Genomic DNA, 20,163 nt, shown 5'->3' on the forward strand with positions numbered 1-20,163 from the left:
AACAGTTAAGCAGGCATCATCATGCAGCTGATCGAAAAACTCACGGTACTTGCCGACGCCGCCAAATACGACGCGTCTTGCGCCAGCAGCGGCGCCCCCAACCGCAGTTCAAAAGGCAAAAGCGGCATCGGCTCGACCAATGGCATGGGCATCTGCCACAGCTTCACCCCAGATGGACGCTGCGTGGCGCTGTTGAAGATCCTGCTGACCAATTTCTGCCTGTATGACTGCCAGTACTGCGTAAACCGCCGCTCCAGCGACGTACCGCGCGCGCGATTTACCCCAGAAGAAGTAGTGACCCTGACCCTCGACTTCTACAAACGCAATTGCATCAGCGGGCTGTTTCTCAGCTCGGGGATTATCCGCTCAGCCGACTACACCATGGAGCAACTGGTCCGTGTGGCCAAACTGCTGCGTGAAGAGCACGAATTTCGCGGCTATATCCACCTCAAGACCATCCCCGACGCCGACCCGCTATTAATTGCCGAAGCAGGCCGTTATGCCGACCGCCTTAGCGTGAATATCGAACTGCCCACCGAAAGCAGCCTGATTCGCCTGGCCCCGGAAAAGCAGGTGCGCACCATCAAGCAGGCCATGCACTCTATCCACCAGGGCGAGAGCGAAGCGCGCGCGGAAAAGCGCGCACCGCGTTTCGCCCCGGCCGGGCAGAGCACACAGATGATCATTGGTGCCGATGCCACCGACGACAGCACCATTCTGCACACGGCGGCGTCGCTCTACGGCAACTACCGCCTGCGCCGGGTGTATTACTCGGCATTCAGCCCGATACCGAAGAGCCCTAACACCGTGCCCTTCGAAGCGCCGCCCTTGTTACGCGAGCACCGCCTGTATCAAGCCGACTTCCTGCTGCGCGGCTACGGATTCGAGGTGGGTGAGTTGCTCAGCGGCCCTGGCAACCTGGCGCTGGATATCGACCCGAAACTGGCCTGGGCGCTGAACAACCGTGAGCACTTCCCCGTCGACCTCAATCGCGCCGAACCGGCAATGATCGCTCGCGTACCTGGAATCGGCGTGCTCAGTGCGAAACGCTTGGTTGCACTGCGCCGGCAGAAGCGCATCCGCTTTGAAGACCTGACGCGCCTGCGCTGCGCCCTGGAAAAGGCCAAGCCCTTTATCGTCACTCAGGACTACCGCCCCCTGCAGGCCAGCCGCGAATCCCTGCTGCTGCGCCAGCAGCTCAGCGAAACCCCGGCACAGATGGCGCTGTGGTGATGCATCACGCCTCATTCGACGGCAGCTTTGCCGGTTGGCGCGAGGTTGCCAGAAACCTGGTGCAGCACGGTATACCGCCGCATCAGATCACGTGGTTGGGCAACAACGACAGCGGTGGGTTGTTTGACCAAGCACCGATAAGCCTCGCGTCTACGGTGACAAACCCTGCACCGCGGATCCCCAAGCAGCTGCTGGAGCTGCTGCAAAGCGCCGCACACTTTCGTGTCGAGGATCGCTGGAGCCTTCTCTACCGGATTCTCTGGCGGGTCGCTCAGGGTGATCGCGCGGCCATGCTGCCGGGGGACATCGATGGCAGCCAGCTGCATAAACGGCTAAAAGCGGTGCGCCGCGAAGCCCACCACCTGCATGCCTTTCTGCGTTTTCACCCGCGCCCTGAAGACGCCGAAGGCCCACAACTGGTGGCCTGGCATGAGCCGGCCCACGACATCCTGGCCAGTGCCAGTGGGCACTTTGCCGAGCGCCTCGGGCGCACCCGCTGGTTGATTGCCACCCCGGATGACGGTGTGTATTGGGATGGCCAGCGCCTGCATTACCAGCGACCCTGCCCGAGTGAATGGCAACGCCTGGCGCAAACGCCCGAGGATACGGGGGAAGCCCTGTGGCTGGCGTATTACGGCAGCACGTTCAACCCTGCGCGGCTCAACCGCAGCGCACTGGAAACCAGCATGCCGGTGCGCTTCTGGAGAAACCTCCCGGAAGGCCCGCTGATTCCGCAACTGATGAGCCAGGCCCGCGCCGGCGCACAACGCGATGGCCAAGCCGAAACCGTCGCGCGACAGGGTGGCAAACGCATTCATCACCCCAACGCGAAACCGGCGCCAATCAACGAAAACGACGACCTGGATCGTCCTGACTGACTTCCAGTGACAAACCCTGCGCCATGCTGCTCAGGTGATCGCCATCCGTTTCCGAACCGAGCTTGATCATCAAGCGCAAGTCGTTGGCCGAATCCGCATACAGCAGCGCATCTTCGTAGGTGATTTCGCCCTGGCTGTAGAGGTTGTACAGCGCCTGGTCGAAGGTCTGCATGCCCTGCTCGGTGGAGCGTTTCATCAGCGCCTTGAGTTCGTGCACTTCACCCTTGCGAATCAAGTCGGCCGCCAGCGGGGTGTTGATCAACACCTCAATCACTGCGCGGCGACCTTTGCCGTCCGGGGTCGGGATCAGTTGCTGGGCTACGATGGCCTTGAGGTTGAGCGACAGGTCCATCCACACCTGGTTCTGCCGGTCGGAGGGGAAGAAGTTGATGATGCGATCAAGTGCCTGGTTGGCGTTGTTGGCGTGCAGCGTGGCCAGACACAAGTGCCCTGTCTCGGCGAAGGCCACGGCATGGTCCATGGTTTCGCGGGTACGCACCTCACCGATGAGAATCACGTCCGGCGCCTGACGCAGGGTGTTCTTCAACGCCACTTCAAAGGATTCGGTGTCGATGCCCACCTCACGCTGAGTGACGATGCAGCTCTGGTGCTGGTGGATGTATTCAATTGGGTCTTCGATGGAAATGATGTGGCCGCTGCTGTTCTTGTTGCGGTAGCCGATCATTGCCGCCAGCGAGGTCGATTTACCGGTACCGGTCGCACCGACAAACAACACCAGGCCACGTTTGGTCAGGGCTAATTTCTTGAGGATTTCCGGCAGTTTCAGCTCGTCCAGCGTCGGGATATTGGTCTCGATACGACGCAGCACCATCCCCGCCAGGTTACGTTGATAAAACGCACTAACGCGGAAGCGGCCGACGCCGCGTGCGCTGATGGCAAAGTTGCACTCATGGTTCTCGGTAAAATCGCGGCGCTGCTGCTCATTCATCACCGCATGCACGGTTTCACGCGTCTGCTCTGGCGACATGGGCGTCTTGGTGATCGGCATAATCTTGCCGTTGACCTTCATCGACGGCGGTACGCCAGCGGTAATAAACAGGTCAGAGCCGCCCTTTTCCACCATCAGGCGCAGCAGTTTTTCGAATTCCATCGTTGTTCGCCCATGTGCATCACGCGGTTATGCAAGACCAGCGGCAGGCGCGTGAATAGCCGCTGGGCTGAACCCGACAGGCGAATGCCGGCCAGGTACTGTCGATTTAGAAGTTTTCTGGCGTTTTGGCTTTTTCGCGCGCCGCTTCGCGGCTGACGATGCCCTTGGTCACCAGAGTTTTCAGGCAGGAATCCAGGGTCTGCATGCCCAGCGAGCCACCGGTCTGAATGGCCGAGTACATCTGCGCCACCTTGTCCTCGCGGATCAGGTTACGGATGGCCGGGGTGCCGATCATGATTTCGTGGGCCGCCACACGACCACCGCCGATCTTCTTAAGCAGGGTCTGCGAGATAACCGATTGCAGCGATTCGGAGAGCATGGAACGAACCATGGACTTCTCTTCGGCCGGGAATACGTCAACCACGCGGTCGATGGTCTTGGCCGCCGAAGTGGTGTGCAGGGTGCCGAATACCAGGTGACCGGTTTCCGCTGCGGTCAGGGCCAGGCGGATGGTTTCCAGGTCACGCATCTCGCCGACCAAGATGATGTCCGGGTCTTCCCGCAGTGCCGAGCGCAGGGCTTCGGAGAAGCCGAGGGTGTCGCGGTGCACCTCACGCTGGTTGATCAGGCACTTTTTCGACTCGTGAACGAATTCGATTGGGTCTTCGACGGTGAGGATGTGGTGGTACTTGTTACTGTTTATATAGTCGAGCATCGCCGCCAGGGTGGTCGACTTGCCCGAACCGGTTGGCCCGGTTACCAGCACCAGGCCGCGTGGCACATCGGAAATCTTGCGGAAGATCTCGCCCATGCCGAGATCTTCCATGCTCAGCACTTTCGACGGAATGGTCCGGAATACCGCGCCAGAACCACGGTTCTGGTTGAAGGCGTTAACCCGGAAACGCGCCACGCCCGGTACTTCGAAGGAGAAGTCGGTCTCGAGGAACTCCTCGAAATCCTTGCGCTGCTTGTCGTTCATGATGTCGTAGATCAGTGCGTGCACCTGTTTATGGTCCAGTGCAGGCAAATTGATCCGGCGAACATCACCGTCGACCCGAATCATCGGAGGCAGGCCAGCGGAGAGATGCAGGTCCGATGCACCTTGCTTGGCGCTGAAGGCCAGCAATTCAGTGATATCCATGGGACTCCCTAATGACAGACAAGCAGGTAGAATGCCGCGAAACCCAGGCGGCGGGCGCAAGTAATGTCCACGATAGCAGAGAATATTGCAAAGGTCGGAGTGCGCATCCGTGAGGCGGCGCAAGCCTCGCAGCGAGATTGTGCGACTGTTGGCCTACTCGCGGTGAGCAAAACCAAACCGGCCGAAGCGATTCGCCAGGCCTTTGCAGCCGGCACCTGCGATTTCGGTGAGAACTACCTGCAGGAAGCCCTGGAAAAGCAGGCCGAATTGAGCGACCTGCCGCTGACCTGGCACTTTATCGGTCCGATCCAATCGAACAAAACCAAGCCCATCGCCGAGCACTTTGCCTGGGTGCATTCGGTGGACCGCCTGAAAATCGCCCAGCGACTGTCTGATCAACGTCCAGCGCATCTACCGCCGTTGAATATCTGCCTGCAGGTGAATGTCAGCGGTGAGGCCAGCAAATCTGGCTGCAACCCAGATGAGCTGCAGGCCCTGGCACAAGCGGTTACACAACTGCCCAACCTGCGCCTACGCGGATTGATGACAATCCCCGAACCCACCGATGACCCCAGCGAGCAACGCGCCGCCTTCGCCCGCCTGCGCGAGCTGATGCAAGGTCTGAACCTGGATCTCGACACCTTGTCCATGGGCATGAGCCATGACCTAGAAGCCGCCATCGCCGAAGGCGCAACCTGGGTCAGGATTGGCACCGCCCTCTTCGGCGCTCGTGACTACAGCACAACCTGATTGAGTTTGCCTTCAGCTATAAAAGGAAGCCCGTTATGACCACGCCCCGAATTGCCTTCATCGGCGCCGGCAATATGGCCGCCAGCCTGATCGGCGGACTGCGCGCACAGGGCACTGATGCCAGCGCCATTCGCGCCAGTGACCGCGGCGCCGAACAGCGCAACAAGATCAGCACCGAACATGGCATCGAAACCTTTGCCAGCAATGCCGAGGCGATTCAGGGTGCGGACGTAATCGTGCTGTCGATCAAGCCGCAGGTGATGAAAGAAGTCTGTCTGGATCTCGCCGCACATATCGGCGAACAGCAGCTGGTGGTGTCGATTGCCGCCGGCATCAGCTGCGCCAGCCTAGAAAGCTGGCTCGGCCCACGTGCGATTGTGCGCTGCATGCCCAACACGCCGGCGCTGCTGCGCCAGGGCGTCAGCGGCCTGTATAGCAATGCTCAGGTTTCGCCGGCCCAGCGCCAACAGGCCGAACAGCTGCTCAGCGCCGTCGGCCTGGCACTGTGGCTGGATCAGGAAGCGCAGATCGATGCTGTGACCGCCGTGTCCGGCAGCGGCCCGGCATACTTCTTCCTGCTGATTGAAGCCATGACCGCCGCGGGCGAGAAACTCGGCCTGCCGCGCGAAACTGCTGCCCAGCTGACACTGCACACCGCACTCGGCGCTGCCCGTATGGCTGTGACCAGCGATGTCGATGCCAGCGAACTACGCCGCCGGGTCACTTCACCGGCTGGCACCACCGAGGCTGCGATCAAGACCTTCCAGGCTGACGGTTTCGAAGCCTTGGTCGAGAAAGCCCTGAATGCCGCCGCCCACCGCTCTGCCGAGCTCGCCGAACAACTCGGTCAATAAGGAACGAAAATGATCGGACTCAATACCGCCGCCGTCTACATCCTGCAGACCATTGGCAGCCTCTACCTGCTGATCGTGTTGCTGCGTTTTATCCTGCAACTGGTACGTGCAGACTTCTACAACCCGCTCAGCCAGTTCATTGTGCGCGCCACCCATCCGCTGCTGAAACCGCTGCGCAAGGTGATTCCAAGCGTCGCCGGGCTTGATCTGGCCTCGCTGGTGCTGGCCATTTTGGTGCAGCTCGTGCTGATGGCACTCACCCTGATGCTCCTTGGTTATGGCCTGGAGAACCCGCTGCAGCTGCTGGTGTGGTCGATCATTGGCGTCACTGCACTGTTCCTCAAGGTGTTCTTCTTCGCCCTGATCATCAGCGTGATTCTGTCCTGGGTCGCCCAAGGCAGCCATAACCCCACCGCCATGCTGATCAATCAGATCTGCGAGCCACTGCTGTCGCCAATTCGCCGCATTCTGCCGAGCATGGGCGGGCTGGATCTGTCGCCGATCGTCGCGTTCCTGCTCCTCAACCTGATCGACATGCTGGTGATCCGCAACTTGGCGGTCATGACTGGCATGTACAAAGGCCTCAGTTTGGCAATCTGACCGCGAGCGCCGGATGAGCCACTTTCGCTGGGACGGCGCCGACCTGATTCTCGAGTGCCACCTGCAGCCTAAGGCGAGCAAGGATGAGTTCGCGGGGCTGCACGGTGAGCGGGTGAAAATCCGTCTTACCGCACCGCCTGCAGATGGCAAAGCCAATGCCCAGCTGCTGGCGTTCCTCGCCAGCGTATTTGCAGTCAGCAAAAGCCAGGTCAGCCTGGAAAGCGGTCAGCAAAGCCGGCAAAAACGCGTGCGCATCAAACAGCCACAGCGTTTACCCGCCGAACTCGCACTGACCGCTCGGTCACCCTGACCGACCATAAGGCGGGCGGGCGACGACATGCGATTGACGCCATAGCTGCGACCCGCATAATGCCAGGCAGGTCAATCCACGAACGTCGTGGATCTGGCGCAATTGCGCAGGCTTTAAAGCGTTATCTGCCGCGTCAGTTACCCACGCGGTACCGTTCAATGTGTGCCCGACTCAACCTGGGTGCCGTATAGCCCAGTCGCCCCACAATGGATGCGCCAACCGGAGGAAAGCCCAGGATGAGCATGGAACGTCTCAGTCAGCAGGTCGATGCTTACGTCGCCTGGAAGCGCGAGCTGATGCGCGAAATCACCCGCTATCGCAGCTGGCTGCTGACCAATCGGCTCAACTCTGAGGCCGTGGAGGCCAAGCTTGAGCGCGCGCTGAAACTGTTGCGCACTGACCACATCACCCTGGCTTTTGTCGGCGAGTTCTCACGCGGCAAGACCGAGCTGATCAACAGCCTGTTCTTCTCCTCCTACGGCCAGCGCATGCTGCCGTCCCAGGCTGGGCGCACCACCATGTGCCCTACCGAGCTGTTCTTCGACCCACGTTCGGAGCGCTCCTATATCCGCCTGCTGCCGATCGAGACCCGCGTTTCCGAGGCCAGTGTGGCGCAGTTCAAACGGATTCCGCGGCACTGGGTAAATATTCCGCTGGACCTCAGCGACCCGGACAACATGGTTCAGGCCTTTATCCAGGTCGCCCGCACCAAACCCATGCCGGTCGAACAGGCGATTGCTCTGGGCTTTCACCCGGACATGCTGGAAAGCACCAATAAGCCCGGCGAAGTGCTGGTGCCAGCCTGGCGTCACGCCATGGTCAACTTCGACCACCCGTTGTTGCGTCAGGGTTTGCGCATCCTCGACACCCCAGGCCTAAACGCCCTCGGCAGTGAGCCGGAGCTGACCTTGTCGATGCTGCCTAGCGCACAGGCGATCATCTTCCTGCTGTCCGCCGATACCGGCGTGACTGCCAGCGACATGGCCGTGTGGCAGCAGCATATCCGCCAACTCGACGAAGACACCCAGACCAGCTTGTTCGCCGTGTTGAACAAGATCGACGTGCTCTGGGATGACCTGGCCGGCGAAGCCTTTGTGCAGAACGCCATCCGCCAGATTCAGACCAGCACCGCGCGCCAGCTCGGCATCCGCGTCGAGGACGTGCTGCCGCTGTCGGCCAAGCAGGCGATGCTGGCCAAGGTGCGCAAGGATCCGGAACTGCTGGCCCGCAGCCAGATGAGCAACCTGGAAAACCTGCTCTGCGAACGCATCATCGCGCAGAAGGAACGCCTGCTCGAAGACCGCGTAGTCAATCAGGTGCTGAGGCTGCTGCAGAACAGCCAGCACGTGCTCAACCTGCGTCTGGAAAAGGTCAACGAGCAACAGGGCCTGCTGAGCAATCACCAGCACGACAACGGCCAGATGCTGTTCGAGCTGACCGCCAAGACCAAGGAAGACCACAGCCAGCACCATAAACGCCTGCTTGGCCTGAAAACCAACCAGCGTTTGCTCAAACGTCAGGGCGACCTGCTGCGCCATGCCTCACGCAGCGAGCGCCTGGACGAACACCTGAACAAGGTGCGCAAGAATCTCACTGGCAGCTGGACCACCCTGGGTATCAACCAGGCCATCCTGCATTTCTTCCGCAGCGTGGAGCAGGACCTGCACAACCTGGCGCAGGAAGCCGACATGGCCAACAAGATGGTCGCGGCCATCTATCGTCGGCACAACGAAGAGAACCCGCTGCATGGCGTCGACGCACCGCAGTTCAACGTCAACCGCTACCTGCGTGAGCTCAAGCAGCAGCAGGCCAAGGCCGACCAGTTCCGCCTGCAGCTGAAAACCCTGCTGACCGAACAGCGCAGCCTGACCAAACGCTTCTTCGCCACCCTGGTGCAGGAAGTGATCGGCCTGCACCAGCGCATGCGCCAGGAAGCCGAACAGTGGGCCAGCGATGCACTGATGCCACTGATGCAGCACACCCTCGAGCACAAGCAGCTTCTGGAAACCCACATGCTGCGGCTTAAAGCTCTGGCCCAGGAAACCCAGCAGGCGCGTCAGCGCGGCCAGCAACTGGCGCGTTACAGCGGCGAACTGGAGCAGCAACTGGCGCAGGCCAACGACATGCTGCGCATCCTGCGGCGCCCTGCCCCCGTGCAGCGCCAGGGCAAGGTGGTCAACCTGCCAGGCGCCGCTCGCCCGCATAGCGTCGGCGAATAGCCTGTCTCATCAGCAAGACCCCACCGCCCCACGCGCTTGCCGCCTGGGGCGGCGCTCTTTAGACTGCGGCTCTTCCTTTATTGCGAGCAGGGTCGATGTCGACTGCCTTTCCCCAAGACTCTGTTGGCCTGGTAACCCCGCAGGTGCTGCACTTTGCAGAACCTCTGGCGCTGGCCTGCGGGCGCAGCCTGGCCGACTACCAACTGATCTTCGAAACCTATGGCGAGCTGAATGCCACGGCGAGCAACGCCGTGCTGATCTGCCACGCGCTGTCCGGCCACCACCATGCCGCCGGTTATCACAGCGCCGATGACCGTAAACCGGGCTGGTGGGACAGCTGCATCGGCCCTGGCAAACCCATCGACACCAACAAGTTCTTTGTCGTCAGTCTGAACAACCTCGGCGGCTGCAACGGCTCCACCGGCCCGAGCAGCATCAACCCAGCGACCGGCAAACCCTTCGGCGCCGACTTCCCGGTAATGACAGTGGAGGACTGGGTACACAGCCAGGCGCGGCTGGCCGACAACCTCGGCATCCAGCAGTGGGCAGCGGTGATCGGCGGTAGCCTGGGCGGTATGCAGGCCATGCAATGGACCATCAGCTACCCCGAGCGCGTGCGTCACTGCCTGGCGATTGCCTCGGCGCCCAAGCTATCGGCGCAGAACATCGCCTTCAACGAAGTGGCGCGCCAGGCGATCCTCACCGATCCACAATTCCACGGCGGGCACTTTCAGGAACAGGGCGTGATCCCCAAGCGCGGGCTGATGCTGGCGCGCATGGTCGGCCACATCACCTACCTGTCGGATGACGCCATGGGCGAAAAATTCGGCCGTGGCCTGAAGAGCGAGAAGCTCAACTATGACTTCCACAGCGTCGAGTTCCAGGTGGAAAGCTACCTGCGCTACCAGGGCGAGGAGTTCTCCGGGCGCTTTGACGCCAACACCTACCTGCTGATGACCAAGGCGCTGGACTACTTCGACCCGGCAGCAGCCTTCGATGGCGACCTGGCCAAGACCCTGGCCCACGTCAGCGCCGATTTCTGCGTGATGTCCTTCACCACCGACTGGCGCTTCTCGCCGGCACGCTCGCGGGAAATCGTCGATGCACTGACCGCCGCGCGGAAAAACGTCTGCTACCTGGAAATCGATGCGCCCCAGGGCCACGACGCCTTCCTCATGCCGATCCCGCGCTACCTGCAGGCGTTCGACAGCTATATGAAACGGATTAAGGTGTAGCCATGCGCGCGGATCTCGAAATCATCCAAGAGTGGATTCCCGCCGGTAGCCGCGTGCTTGACCTGGGTTGCGGCAATGGCGAGCTGCTCGCCTGGCTGGCCGAACACAAGCAGGTCAGCGGCTACGGCCTGGAAATCGATGCGGACAACATCGCTCAATGCGTGAGCAAGGGCGTCAACGTAATTGAGCAGAATCTCGACAAGGGCCTGGGCAACTTCGCCAGCAACAGCTTCGATGTGGTAGTCATGACCCAGTCGCTGCAAGCTCTGCATTACCCGGACAAAGTACTGGCGGAGATGCTGCGCGTCGGCAAGACCTGCATCATCACCTTCCCCAACTTCGGCCACTGGCACTGCCGCTGGTACCTCACCACCAAGGGCCGCATGCCGGTGTCGGATTTTCTCCCGTACACCTGGTTCAACACGCCGAACATCCATTTCTGCACCTTCGAAGACTTCGAAAACCTGTGCCACAACCAGGGCGCAAAAGTCATGGATCGTCTGGCCGTGGACCGCGACCACCGGCACGGCTGGGCCAGCCGGATCTGGCCTAATCTGTTAGGTGAAATCGGCATTTACCGGATCAGCGGGCCTACTGCCCAGGATGTTCAAATCGCCAATTGAGCGGCCTTATCCCAGGCCGCTGTCCATCTGGAGAACCCTTATGCGTCGCATCGCACTTTTATTTATCGCCCTGTGCCTGAGCCTGCCTGCGCTGGCTGAACGCAAGCAGACGTTCGGCGACCTCGACGTGCACTACATCACCTTCAACTCCAGCTTTCTGCAGCCGGACATAGCCGCGGCCAACGGCCTGGTCCGCAGCAAAACCCAGGGCGTGGTGAACATTTCCGTACTCAAAGCCGGCAAGGCCAGCAGCGCCAGCGTCAGTGGCGAAGTGAAGGACCTGGTCGGTCGCAGCCAGCCGCTGACCTTCAAGCAGGTCAACGAAGGTGAAGCCATTTATTACCTGGCGCAATTCACCTTCAGCCAGCGTGAAATGCTGCGTTTCACCATCAACGTGCGCGCGGCCGATGGCGCGGCGCACAGTTTTAATTTCAACCAGGAAGTCTTCCCAGACGAATGATGGCCCTGAATACATGATGCCTTTCAACGAGCTTGTACTCGCCAGCCATAACGCCGGCAAACTCAAAGAGCTGCAGGCCATGCTCGGCAGCAGCGTACGCGTGCGCTCAGTCGGCGAGTTCTCCATGGTCGAGCCGGAAGAAACCGGCTTATCGTTTATCGAAAACGCCATTCTGAAAGCACGCAATGCTGCCCGCCTGTCCGGCATGCCGGCGCTGGCCGATGACTCCGGCCTAGCGGTGGATTTTCTCGGTGGCGCACCGGGCATCTACTCGGCGCGCTACGCCGATGGCCAGGGTGATGCGGCGAATAACGCCAAGCTGCTCGACGCCCTGAAAGAGGTGCCGGATGCCGAGCGCGGCGCGCAGTTCGTCTGCTGCCTGGCGCTGGTACGGCATGCCGACGATCCGCTGCCGATCATCTGCGAAGGCCTCTGGCACGGTCGCATCCTGCACGCCGCGCAAGGCGTGGAAGGTTTCGGCTATGACCCGCTGTTCTGGGTGCCCGAGCGCGACTGCTCCAGCGCCGAACTGCCGGCGGCCGAGAAAAACCAGATAAGCCACCGCGCCCGCGCGATGGCCTTGCTGAAACAGCGGCTGGGCCTGGCATGACCACGGCGTCCGGCGGTGGCTTCGCGCTGCCGCCACTTGCACTCTATGTGCACATTCCCTGGTGCGTGAAGAAGTGCCCATATTGCGACTTCAACTCCCACACCGCCGGACCAAATCTGCCGGAAGAAGAGTACGTCGATGCCCTGCTGGCCGATCTGGATGCTGATCTGGCGCAGGTACATAACCGAGCGTTGAGTTCGATCTTCTTTGGCGGCGGCACCCCCAGCTTGTTCTCGGCCAAAGCCCTCGGCCGCCTGCTTGAAGGCGTGGAGCGGCGCGTGCCGTTTGCCGCCGATATCGAAATCACCCTGGAAGCCAACCCCGGTACCTTCGAACAGGCCAAGTTCAAGGACTATCGCCGCCTGGGCATCAATCGCCTGTCGATTGGCGTGCAGAGTTTCCAGGCACCCAAACTGATCGCCCTGGGCCGAATCCACGACGGCGATGAAGCGGTGCATGCAGCCGATATGGCCCGCGCCGCCGGCTTCGACAATTTCAACCTCGACCTGATGCACGGCCTGCCGGATCAGTCCATCGAGGATGCACTCAGCGATCTGCGCACCGCCATTGCCCAAGGGCCGACGCACCTGTCCTGGTATCAGCTGACGGTGGAGCCGAACACGGTGTTCTGGAACCAGCCACCCGACGTGCCGGAAGACGATATTCTCTGGGATATTCAGGAAGCCGGACAGGCCCTGCTGGCCGCTGAAGGTTATGCGCAGTACGAAGTGTCGGCCTACGCTCAGGCCGGCAAGGCCGCACGGCACAACCTGAACTACTGGACCTTCGGCGATTTTCTCGGCATCGGCGCCGGCGCTCACGCCAAACTCAGCCAACCGGACGGACGCATCAGCCGTAGCTGGAAAACCCGCCTACCCAAAGACTACCTAGACCGCAGCAAACGCTTCAGCGCCGGCGAACGCGTCCTGGGTGCTGATGAGCTGCCCTTCGAATTTCTGATGAATGTGCTGCGCCTCACGGACGGCGTCGCCAGCGAATTGTTCACTCAGCGCACCGGCCTGCCGCTCAGCCAACTCGCCGCAGCGCGCATCGAAGCGCAAAAGCGCGGCCTGCTGCACAGCGATCCGACACGCCTGTGCGCCACCCGCGAAGGCCAGCTGTTTCTCAACGACCTGCTGCAGTATTTTCTACCCTGACGCACACGCCGCCACGGCTAAGGACACCGGATGGACCTGCTACTCGACCTGATCGTCACCCTGTCGCGCTGGAGCCGCAGCCACCTCTACGATATATCCCTGGCGATCATGGCCACCCTGCTGGTGCTCTTCGGCCCTGGGATCAATGCCTGGGTGCAACGCAATACCAGCAGCATGAACTTCATCTTCCGCACGCTGATCTTCGTGCTGCTCTGCGCAGTGGGCTACGGCCTGCTGATCGTCTTCGCCACACCGTATCTGGCCAAAGGCTTGGGCTTCTTCAACAACTTCACCCTGGCCCCGGTGCTGATTCTGGTGTTCTTTATCATCGGCATCCTCGCCGACCGCAGCTGACTCAGCACTTACGCAAACGGCTTGATCGCCACCTTGAGCACGCCATCGCGCTGGTGAGCAAAGAGATCGTAGGCCGCAACGATGTCATCCAGCGCATACTGGTGCGTCACCAGCGCGCCGAAATCGACGCGCCCGGATGCCACCACATTGATCAGCCGGCGCATGCGTTCCTTACCGCCCGGGCACAGTGAGGTAACGATCTTGTGGTCACCCAAACCGGCATGAAACGCCGCCAGGGGAATCACCAGATCCGTTGAATACACCCCCAGGCTGGACAACGTGCCACCCGGCTTGAGCACGCGAAGCGCACTTTCGAAAGTGGATTGCAGGCCCAATGCTTCGATGGCCGCATCCACACCACGGCCACCGGTCAGGCGCAGGATCTCTTCGACCACATCGACCTGATTGAAGTTAAGGGTGATGTCCGCGCCCATCTGCCGGGCAATCTGCAAGCGCTGCTCGACACCATCGACCACGATGATGGTGCTCGCCCCACGCAGCTTGGCCCCGGCCGTGGCGCACAAGCCAATCGGCCCCTGGGCGAAGACGGCGACCACATCACCGATCTTGATATTCGCGGCTTCTGCACCGGCAAACCCGGTGGACATGATGTCCGGACACATCAGCACCTGCTCGTCAGTCAGGCCATCCGGCACTGGGGCCAGGTTGCCCTGAGCGTCGGGTACCAGCACGTATTCGGCCTGGGTGCCGTCGATGCTGTTGCCGAAGCGCCAGCCGCCCATGGGTTTGTAGCCATGGCAGCTGCAGCCGCCATCCTGAGAGGAATAACCGTCCTGACTAGCGTAGGAGCTGAAGCTTGGGCAGATGGCTCCGGCGATCACCCGCTGCCCCTCGTGGTAACCCTGTACGTTGCTCCCCAGTTTCTCGATGATGCCAACCGGTTCGTGGCCGATGGTCAGCCCCTTGGCCACTGGGTATTCACCCTTGAGGATGTGCACATCGGTGCCGCAGATGGTCGTGGTGGTAATCCGTACCAGCGCATCATTGGGCCCAACGGGCGGGATGGGCTTGTCCACCAGCTCGATGCGTCCAGGCTCGATAAACACCGCTGCTTTCATCATGCTCATGGTCAGGCTCCTTGTATGCGCTAGCACAGAGCCCTGACTGTAGCGTGATGACAGCTCGGCTACTTGTCCTGCATCAACGGCCGGCGCAGTTCGCGTAATGCTCCAAGGCCACACAGCCTCAATCGCCGGGCATAAAAAAACCGCCTGCAAGAGGCGGTTTTTTCAGTGCGACGAGGCTCAGTTGCCTTCGCGACGCAGCGCCTGCGGGGTGAAATCGCGCGGCGTCAGCTTGGCGTTGAAGTTGTACATCGGCTCGTTGTTATCCAGGCCGTCGACAAAGTAACGCTTGCCCTTGAAGTCATAGATGGTCTCCAGGGTGCTGCCGAACATCGGCACGTCGTAGTAGCTGATCGGGTGGCTTTCCTGCACACCGCTCAGCTCGCCGCTCTTGTCGTAGAGGTCGGCGGCGAGGATCTGCCAGCTGTCTTCATCGATATAGAAGCGACGCTTGGCATACGGGTGGCTGAAGCCCTTGCGCAGCTCAGCATCGACAACCCAGACGCGGTGCAGCTCATACCGCAGCAGTTCCGGATTCACGGTATTGCTACGCAGAATGTTGTCGTATGGGATGCCTTTCTGGTGCACGGCGTAGCTGTTGTAAGGCACCAGCATTTCCTGCTTGCCTACCAGGTTCCACTCATAGCGGTCAGGCGCACCGTTGTAGGAGTCGACCACGTCGGCGGTGGCCATGCCGTTGGTGTCCGGCTGCAGGGTGTCGTAGGCCAGCATCGGCAGACGGCGCACGCGGCGCTCGCCACGGTTGAAGCGCCAGGCCTTGCGAATCGCCAACACTTGATCGAGGGTCTCCTGCACCACCAGCGCCGAGCCTGCAAGCTTGGCCGGCGCGACCACCTTGTACTTGTAGTAGAACAGGGTGTTGTCCAGGTCCTGCGGGCTGACACCTTCACGGCCGTAGAGGAAGTAGATGTCACGTTCCAGTTTGAGCAGGTTATAGGCACCATTGCTCAGTACCGCTGCCTGGTTGGTGACAAAGCTGATCTGATCGCCACGGTAACGCATGATGTGGTTCCAGATAACTTCCTGACCGGTTTTCGGCAGCGGGAAAGGGATACCAGCAGCAGCACCATCAACACCGTTACCGCCGGAAATCAGCTCTGCGGTCTGCGCGTTGAAGCGCGTGGCGTCATAGATACGCTGCGGCGCTGCGGCGCTGCGACGGGTCGGGAATACCCGCAGAAAGTAATCCGGATTTTTCTCCAGCAACGCCTTCAGGCCCGCCGGCAGCTGCGCCTGGTACTGCGCCAGGTTTTGGCTGTTGACCTGATACAAGGGCGCATCGGCGCTGTAAGGGTCAGGGTGATGCATGCCCGGCTGGTAGTTGGCTGGCGGTTGCGCCAGGCCACCGTCCCAGGCTGGAATGGTGCCGGCGGCATTGCCCGCGCGCTCACCGCCCAGTGGCGTCAGGTCCTGGCCCAAGCGCGCAGCCTGGGCACTGTCGACTTTGGCCTGCGCCTGAAGCGCGCACGTAGCCAGCAGCAGAATTGAAAGCGTTCTCAACACAGCGATCTCCTCGCAGCCTGGCCTGAGGCAGGGCTGCTGTTTTTATGACCGGGGCAGTGCTGCCCGGGTTTATGTGCCGTCTTGGTGAGGAGCCGTCCTGGCGGGCGTCGGATTATTCCGATCTTGTGCAATCGTCCTTGTGCTTATGGTTTTGCTGCGCCGATACCTCAGCGCGTGAATCAATCAATCGATGCGTTGGAACTTCAGATCCCATACGCCATGCCCCAGACGCTCGCCGCGACGCTCGAACTTGGTGGTCGGACGCTCCGTTGGCCGCGGCACATACTGGCCGTCTTCGGCCTGATTCAGGTAACCGGGCGCGACACTCATCACTTCCAGCATGTACTCGGCGTAAGGTTGCCAATCGGTGGCCATGTGCAACACACCGCCGACCTTAAGTTTCTGTCGCACCAGCTCGGCAAACGCCGGCTGCACGATACGCCGTTTGTTGTGCTTGGCCTTATGCCAGGGGTCCGGGAAGAATAGCAGCACCCGATCCAGGCTGGCGTCGGCCACACAGGTACGCAGTACGTCCATCGCATCGCAGCTGTAGACGCGCATATTGCTGAGGTTCTGCGTCATCAGACCGTTGAGCAGTGCGCCAACACCCGGACGGTGCACTTCCACCCCGATAAAGTCCTGCTCGGGCGAAGCGGCGGCCATTTCCAGGGTGGAGTGGCCCATACCGAAACCGATCTCGAAGGTGCGCGGCGCCGTGCGGCCGAATACCTGATCGAAGTCACGCAGGCCGTCCTCCAGTTGCATGCCGAACTTCGGCCAGCCCTGATCGAGGCCGCGCTGCTGGCCTTCAGTCATGCGCCCGGCACGCATCACGAAACTTTTGATTGCGCGGTGCTTAGAGGTGTCTTCAGCCGGCTCAGGCTGTTGCTGCAATTCAGTCATGCTGTGCTCTTAAAGTGCTTTTACGATTTCGCGAGCTAGAGCTATGCAAGGCAGAAAAAGGCGAGGAAGCGGAGTGTACTTTTGTACATGAGCATTCCGAGCCTGTTTCTAACGCAGCAGGGCCGACGCGCAGCAAATCGTAGTCCTTACTTGATTAGGCCATCCAGCGGCGAAGAAGCGCTGGCATAGAGTTTTTTCGGCATGCGCCCGGCCAGGTAGGCCATGCGCCCGGCGATGATCGCGTGCTTCATCGCCTCGCCCATCAAAATCGGGTTCTGCGCATGGGCAATCGCGCTGTTCATCAGCACCGCCTCGCAGCCCAGTTCCATGGCGATGGTGGCATCGGACGCGGTGCCCACGCCGGCATCGACCAATACCGGAACGGTAGCCTCTTCCAGGATGATGCGCAGGTTGTACGGGTTGCAGATACCCAGTCCGGTGCCAATCAGGCCGGCCAGCGGCATCACAGCGATACAGCCCATGGCCGCCAGCTCGCGGGCGATGATCGGGTCATCGCTGGTGTACACCATCACGTCGAAACCGTCTTTAACCAGCACTTCGGCAGCTTTGAGGGTTTCGATGACGTTGGGGAACAGGGTCTTCTGGTCCGCCAGCACTTCCAGCTTGACCAGCTTGTGGCCGTCGAGCAGCTCACGGGCCAGGCGGCAGGTACGCACCGCCTCGACGGCGTCATAGCAGCCGGCGGTATTCGGCAGGATGGTGTACGTGTCCGGCGAGATCACATCCAGCAAGTTCGGCTCGCCCGGGTTCTGCCCGATATTGGTCCGGCGCACTGCCACGGTAACGATCTCGGCACCCGAAGCCTCAATGGCCAGGCGGGTTTCTTCGAGGTCCTTGTACTTGCCGGTACCGACCAGCAGACGCGACTGGTAGGTACGACCGGCCAGGGTAAAGGGCTTGTCGCTGGGCGCATGGCTCATGGGTAATCCTCGTGAAAGTGGGCGGCTGTCTGAACGCGATAAACCGATGAGCGGGGTCAACCACCGCCAATGGCGTGGACCACCTCAACCTGGTCACCCTCGCGCAAGGCGGTGGTGGCATGCTGGCTGCGCGGCACGATATCCAGATTGAGTTCGACCGCCACGCGCCGTCCGGTCAGGTCCAGACGCTCGATCAACCCGGAGACGGTTTCCCCGTCGGGCAATTCGAATGCTTCACCGTTTAACTGAATACGCATGACGGCTCGGTCACAACTGAGAAAAGGGCCGGCATTCTAGCCTGATCATAGGCGCTGACCAAGGCTAAAGGCTGCCACTCGTCCTGCTTTCTGACTTACGGGTCAGGCGCTACTGCGCGCACCCAGCTTCCAGGCCGCCAGACCCAGGCATAACCAGCCAGCGAGAAACGCCAGGCCACCGAAAGGCGTGACCATGCCCAACGCACTGATATCGCTCAAGGTCAGGGCATACAGGCTACCGGAGAACAGCGCGATCCCCAGGGTAAACAGCGCACCAGCGCAATTGACCAGCGGCGCGGGCCGCAGCAAGGCCAGCAGGCCAACACCGAGCAGCGCCAGCGCGTGAATCAGTTGGTAGTGAGCACCGCTCTGGAATACCGCGAGATAGGCCGGTGTCAGCTGACTCTTCAGGCCATGCGCGGCAAAGGCACCCAAGGCGACACCGGTAAAACCGGCGCAGGCGGACAGCAATAACCACAGACGAGCCATGCATCACTCCAGCTATAAAGACAGGGCTGGCTATAATGGCCGGCAAATTCATCCCGGCCAAGCACGCATGTTTCGATCCCTCTCCCGTCGACTGCTCAAACTCCTGCTTTGGCTGATGCTCGCCTCGGTTCTACTGGTGTTGTTATTCCGTTGGGTGCCGCCACCCGGCACCGCGCTGATGGTCGAGCGCAAGATTGAGTCCTGGATCGATGATCAACCCATCGACCTGCAGCGCAGCTGGCGCCCCTGGAGCGAACTGCCGGATGACCTGAAGATGGCAGTGATCGCCAGCGAGGATCAGAAGTTCGCCGAACACTGGGGCTTCGATGTCGCGGCTATCCAGGCCGCTCTGGAACACAACCAGCAAGGCGGTTCTCTGCGCGGTGCCAGTACCCTCAGCCAGCAAGTGGCAAAGAACCTTTTTCTCTGGTCTGGGCGCAGTTGGCTGCGCAAAGGTATGGAAGTGTGGTTTACCGGCCTGATCGAACTGCTCTGGCCCAAGCAGCGGATTCTTGAGGTGTACCTCAACAGCGTCGAGTGGGGCGATGGCGTGTTCGGTGCCGAAGCAGCCGCGCGGCATCATTTCAAGGTCGGCGCGCCCTACCTGTCACGCCAGCAGAGCAGCCTGCTGGCCGCCGTGCTGCCCAACCCACGCGAGTGGAGCGCCAGCCGCCCGAGTGCACACATCAGCCGCCGGGCCAACTGGATTCGCCAGCAGATGTGGCAACTGGGCGGCAGCCACTACCTCAACCGCCTGCAACCCAACCGCCCCGAGTGGTGGCCAGGCTGGTTAAAGGGCGTTTAGCTCAACGCTGTTTAAGCAGATGCCGCGGCACGGCATAGAGGAAGTACAGCTCGTCGTCCTGCAGGTGAGCGGTCATGCCCAGCTCGGGATACACCCAGGCCTGCCCCTCGGCCAGCTCCAGGGTCAGACGCGGCTGACCGATGCTGGCGGCCAGTCGTGCAACATCCAGCGGCGCTGGCGGCAACAGGGTCAGCGCAATAATCGGGCGATTGGCCAATGGCACCAGCAACTGGCTGCCCAGCGGCTGCTCCTTATCCGTCGGCTTTAGCCCAGCAGCGGCCAGCAGGCTTTCGCGCTCGGCTTTTTCCAGACCCACTTCCGCTTCCAGCGACCAATTGCCATCAGCATCCTGCAATTCACCGCGATACAGCAGGCGTGCGCCTTCCAGATTCGGCTGCAGCCATAGCTCGCCATCCAGAGCATCATGCAAGTGCACCAGGCTCAGGCGATCATCGGCCAGCGGCGTAAGCACCTTGGTTTGCCATTCTGCCAGCCAAGACACCGGTTGCGCTGCGGACTGCGGGCGCATCAGCCACGCGCCCCAGGCAAAGAATAGGGCGGCGACCACGGCAAAGATCAGCCAGTGCTGCAGACGTATGGGCGGCAATTTCATCGAGTTATTCC

General features: G+C 61.1%; 23 protein-coding genes. 14 read left to right on the forward strand and 9 right to left on the reverse strand.

The features are described 5' to 3' along the window. Positions 1-21: 21 nt before the first annotated feature. Both ALTER154_RS06880 and ALTER154_RS06885 read left to right on the forward strand, forming a co-directional pair. Positions 22-1,233 carry a putative DNA modification/repair radical SAM protein gene (locus ALTER154_RS06880; protein ID WP_160085793.1) on the forward strand — a complete coding sequence of 404 codons (1,212 nt, stop codon included), beginning with the start codon at positions 22-24 and terminating at the stop codon, positions 1,231-1,233. Next, complete coding sequence (locus ALTER154_RS06885; protein ID WP_160085794.1) at positions 1,233-2,111, forward strand: TIGR03915 family putative DNA repair protein; 879 nt, start codon at positions 1,233-1,235, stop codon at positions 2,109-2,111. Before ALTER154_RS06880 ends, ALTER154_RS06885 begins: the two co-directional genes overlap by 1 nt. On the opposite strand, the gene ALTER154_RS06890 is transcribed toward ALTER154_RS06885, so the two are convergent. Both ALTER154_RS06890 and ALTER154_RS06895 read right to left on the reverse strand, forming a co-directional pair. After that, entirely contained in the window at positions 2,077-3,222 is a 1,146-nt protein-coding gene (locus ALTER154_RS06890) for a PilT/PilU family type 4a pilus ATPase (protein ID WP_090250113.1), read from the reverse strand. The two genes, ALTER154_RS06885 and ALTER154_RS06890, sit on opposite strands and share 35 nt — an antisense overlap. A gap of 106 nt (positions 3,223-3,328) precedes the next feature. Further along, entirely contained in the window at positions 3,329-4,363 is a 1,035-nt protein-coding gene (locus ALTER154_RS06895; protein ID WP_090250115.1) for a type IV pilus twitching motility protein PilT, read from the reverse strand. 63 nt (positions 4,364-4,426) lie between these two features. On the opposite strand from ALTER154_RS06895, the gene ALTER154_RS06900 reads away from it, so the two are divergent. The 11 genes from ALTER154_RS06900 (at position 4,427) to ALTER154_RS06950 (ending at position 13,535) form a co-directional block, all read left to right on the forward strand. Further along, positions 4,427-5,113 carry a YggS family pyridoxal phosphate-dependent enzyme gene (locus ALTER154_RS06900; protein ID WP_090250118.1) on the forward strand — a complete coding sequence of 229 codons (687 nt, stop codon included), beginning with the start codon at positions 4,427-4,429 and terminating at the stop codon, positions 5,111-5,113. Positions 5,114-5,148: 35 nt separating this feature from the next. Then, complete coding sequence (proC, locus tag ALTER154_RS06905; RefSeq protein ID WP_160085795.1) at positions 5,149-5,967, forward strand: pyrroline-5-carboxylate reductase; 819 nt, start codon at positions 5,149-5,151, stop codon at positions 5,965-5,967. 9 nt (positions 5,968-5,976) lie between these two features. Next, positions 5,977-6,567, forward strand: coding sequence for a YggT family protein (locus tag ALTER154_RS06910; RefSeq protein WP_160085796.1), 591 nt, complete (start codon positions 5,977-5,979; stop codon positions 6,565-6,567). A gap of 13 nt (positions 6,568-6,580) precedes the next feature. Then, positions 6,581-6,877: a DUF167 family protein gene (locus ALTER154_RS06915; RefSeq protein WP_160085797.1), complete on the forward strand. Its 297-nt coding sequence runs from the start codon at positions 6,581-6,583 to the stop codon at positions 6,875-6,877. A 236-nt stretch (positions 6,878-7,113) separates the two neighbouring features. Further along, entirely contained in the window at positions 7,114-9,096 is a 1,983-nt protein-coding gene (locus tag ALTER154_RS06920) for a dynamin-like GTPase family protein (protein WP_160085798.1), read from the forward strand. Positions 9,097-9,191: 95 nt separating this feature from the next. Then, complete coding sequence (locus ALTER154_RS06925) at positions 9,192-10,331, forward strand: homoserine O-acetyltransferase (RefSeq protein ID WP_160085799.1); 1,140 nt, start codon at positions 9,192-9,194, stop codon at positions 10,329-10,331. A 2-nt stretch (positions 10,332-10,333) separates the two neighbouring features. Further along, on the forward strand, positions 10,334-10,954 hold the full coding sequence (metW, locus tag ALTER154_RS06930; RefSeq protein ID WP_160085800.1) for a methionine biosynthesis protein MetW: 621 nt from the start codon (positions 10,334-10,336) through the stop codon (positions 10,952-10,954). Positions 10,955-10,994: 40 nt separating this feature from the next. After that, the gene (locus ALTER154_RS06935) at positions 10,995-11,414 is read left to right on the forward strand and encodes a DUF4426 domain-containing protein (RefSeq protein ID WP_160085801.1); all 420 of its coding nucleotides are present in this window, start codon (positions 10,995-10,997) and stop codon (positions 11,412-11,414) included. Positions 11,415-11,427: 13 nt separating this feature from the next. Continuing rightward, complete coding sequence (gene rdgB / locus ALTER154_RS06940; RefSeq protein ID WP_160085802.1) at positions 11,428-12,024, forward strand: RdgB/HAM1 family non-canonical purine NTP pyrophosphatase; 597 nt, start codon at positions 11,428-11,430, stop codon at positions 12,022-12,024. After that, entirely contained in the window at positions 12,021-13,181 is a 1,161-nt protein-coding gene (gene hemW, locus ALTER154_RS06945) for a radical SAM family heme chaperone HemW (protein ID WP_160085803.1), read from the forward strand. The genes rdgB and hemW overlap by 4 nt, the downstream gene beginning before the upstream one ends. A gap of 30 nt (positions 13,182-13,211) precedes the next feature. Beyond that, positions 13,212-13,535, forward strand: a complete 324-nt coding sequence (locus tag ALTER154_RS06950) for a DUF3392 domain-containing protein (RefSeq protein ID WP_090380340.1) — start codon at positions 13,212-13,214, stop codon at positions 13,533-13,535. An 8-nt stretch (positions 13,536-13,543) separates the two neighbouring features. On the opposite strand, the gene ALTER154_RS06955 is transcribed toward ALTER154_RS06950, so the two are convergent. The 6 genes from ALTER154_RS06955 to ALTER154_RS06980 all read right to left on the reverse strand — a co-directional run bounded on the left by ALTER154_RS06955 (position 13,544) and on the right by ALTER154_RS06980 (position 18,734). Further along, on the reverse strand, positions 13,544-14,623 hold the full coding sequence (locus tag ALTER154_RS06955) for an NAD(P)-dependent alcohol dehydrogenase (protein WP_160085804.1): 1,080 nt from the start codon (positions 14,621-14,623) through the stop codon (positions 13,544-13,546). 177 nt (positions 14,624-14,800) lie between these two features. Next, a complete protein-coding gene (locus ALTER154_RS06960; protein WP_090250154.1) occupies positions 14,801-16,144 on the reverse strand; it encodes a DUF1329 domain-containing protein in 1,344 nt (447 codons plus the stop codon). A gap of 183 nt (positions 16,145-16,327) precedes the next feature. Next, positions 16,328-17,047, reverse strand: a complete 720-nt coding sequence (gene trmB, locus ALTER154_RS06965) for a tRNA (guanosine(46)-N7)-methyltransferase TrmB (RefSeq protein WP_160085805.1) — start codon at positions 17,045-17,047, stop codon at positions 16,328-16,330. 146 nt (positions 17,048-17,193) lie between these two features. After that, a complete protein-coding gene (locus ALTER154_RS06970; RefSeq protein ID WP_160085806.1) occupies positions 17,194-17,988 on the reverse strand; it encodes a thiazole synthase in 795 nt (264 codons plus the stop codon). 56 nt (positions 17,989-18,044) lie between these two features. Next, positions 18,045-18,245 carry a sulfur carrier protein ThiS gene (thiS, locus tag ALTER154_RS06975; protein ID WP_160085807.1) on the reverse strand — a complete coding sequence of 67 codons (201 nt, stop codon included), beginning with the start codon at positions 18,243-18,245 and terminating at the stop codon, positions 18,045-18,047. Between the two features lie 102 nt (positions 18,246-18,347). Continuing rightward, positions 18,348-18,734: a DUF423 domain-containing protein gene (locus ALTER154_RS06980; protein WP_160085808.1), complete on the reverse strand. Its 387-nt coding sequence runs from the start codon at positions 18,732-18,734 to the stop codon at positions 18,348-18,350. A gap of 67 nt (positions 18,735-18,801) precedes the next feature. Here ALTER154_RS06980 and mtgA point away from each other — a divergent pair, with 67 nt between their 5' ends. Continuing rightward, positions 18,802-19,539: a monofunctional biosynthetic peptidoglycan transglycosylase gene (mtgA, locus tag ALTER154_RS06985; RefSeq protein ID WP_160085809.1), complete on the forward strand. Its 738-nt coding sequence runs from the start codon at positions 18,802-18,804 to the stop codon at positions 19,537-19,539. Between the two features lies 1 nt (position 19,540). On the opposite strand, the gene ALTER154_RS06990 is transcribed toward mtgA, so the two are convergent. Then, on the reverse strand, positions 19,541-20,152 hold the full coding sequence (locus ALTER154_RS06990; RefSeq protein WP_160085810.1) for a hypothetical protein: 612 nt from the start codon (positions 20,150-20,152) through the stop codon (positions 19,541-19,543). Positions 20,153-20,163 lie beyond the last annotated feature (11 nt).

Origin of the sequence: Pseudomonas sp. 9AZ (assembly GCF_902506525.1) — a bacterium.
Classification (GTDB): domain Bacteria; phylum Pseudomonadota; class Gammaproteobacteria; order Pseudomonadales; family Pseudomonadaceae; genus Aquipseudomonas; species Aquipseudomonas peli.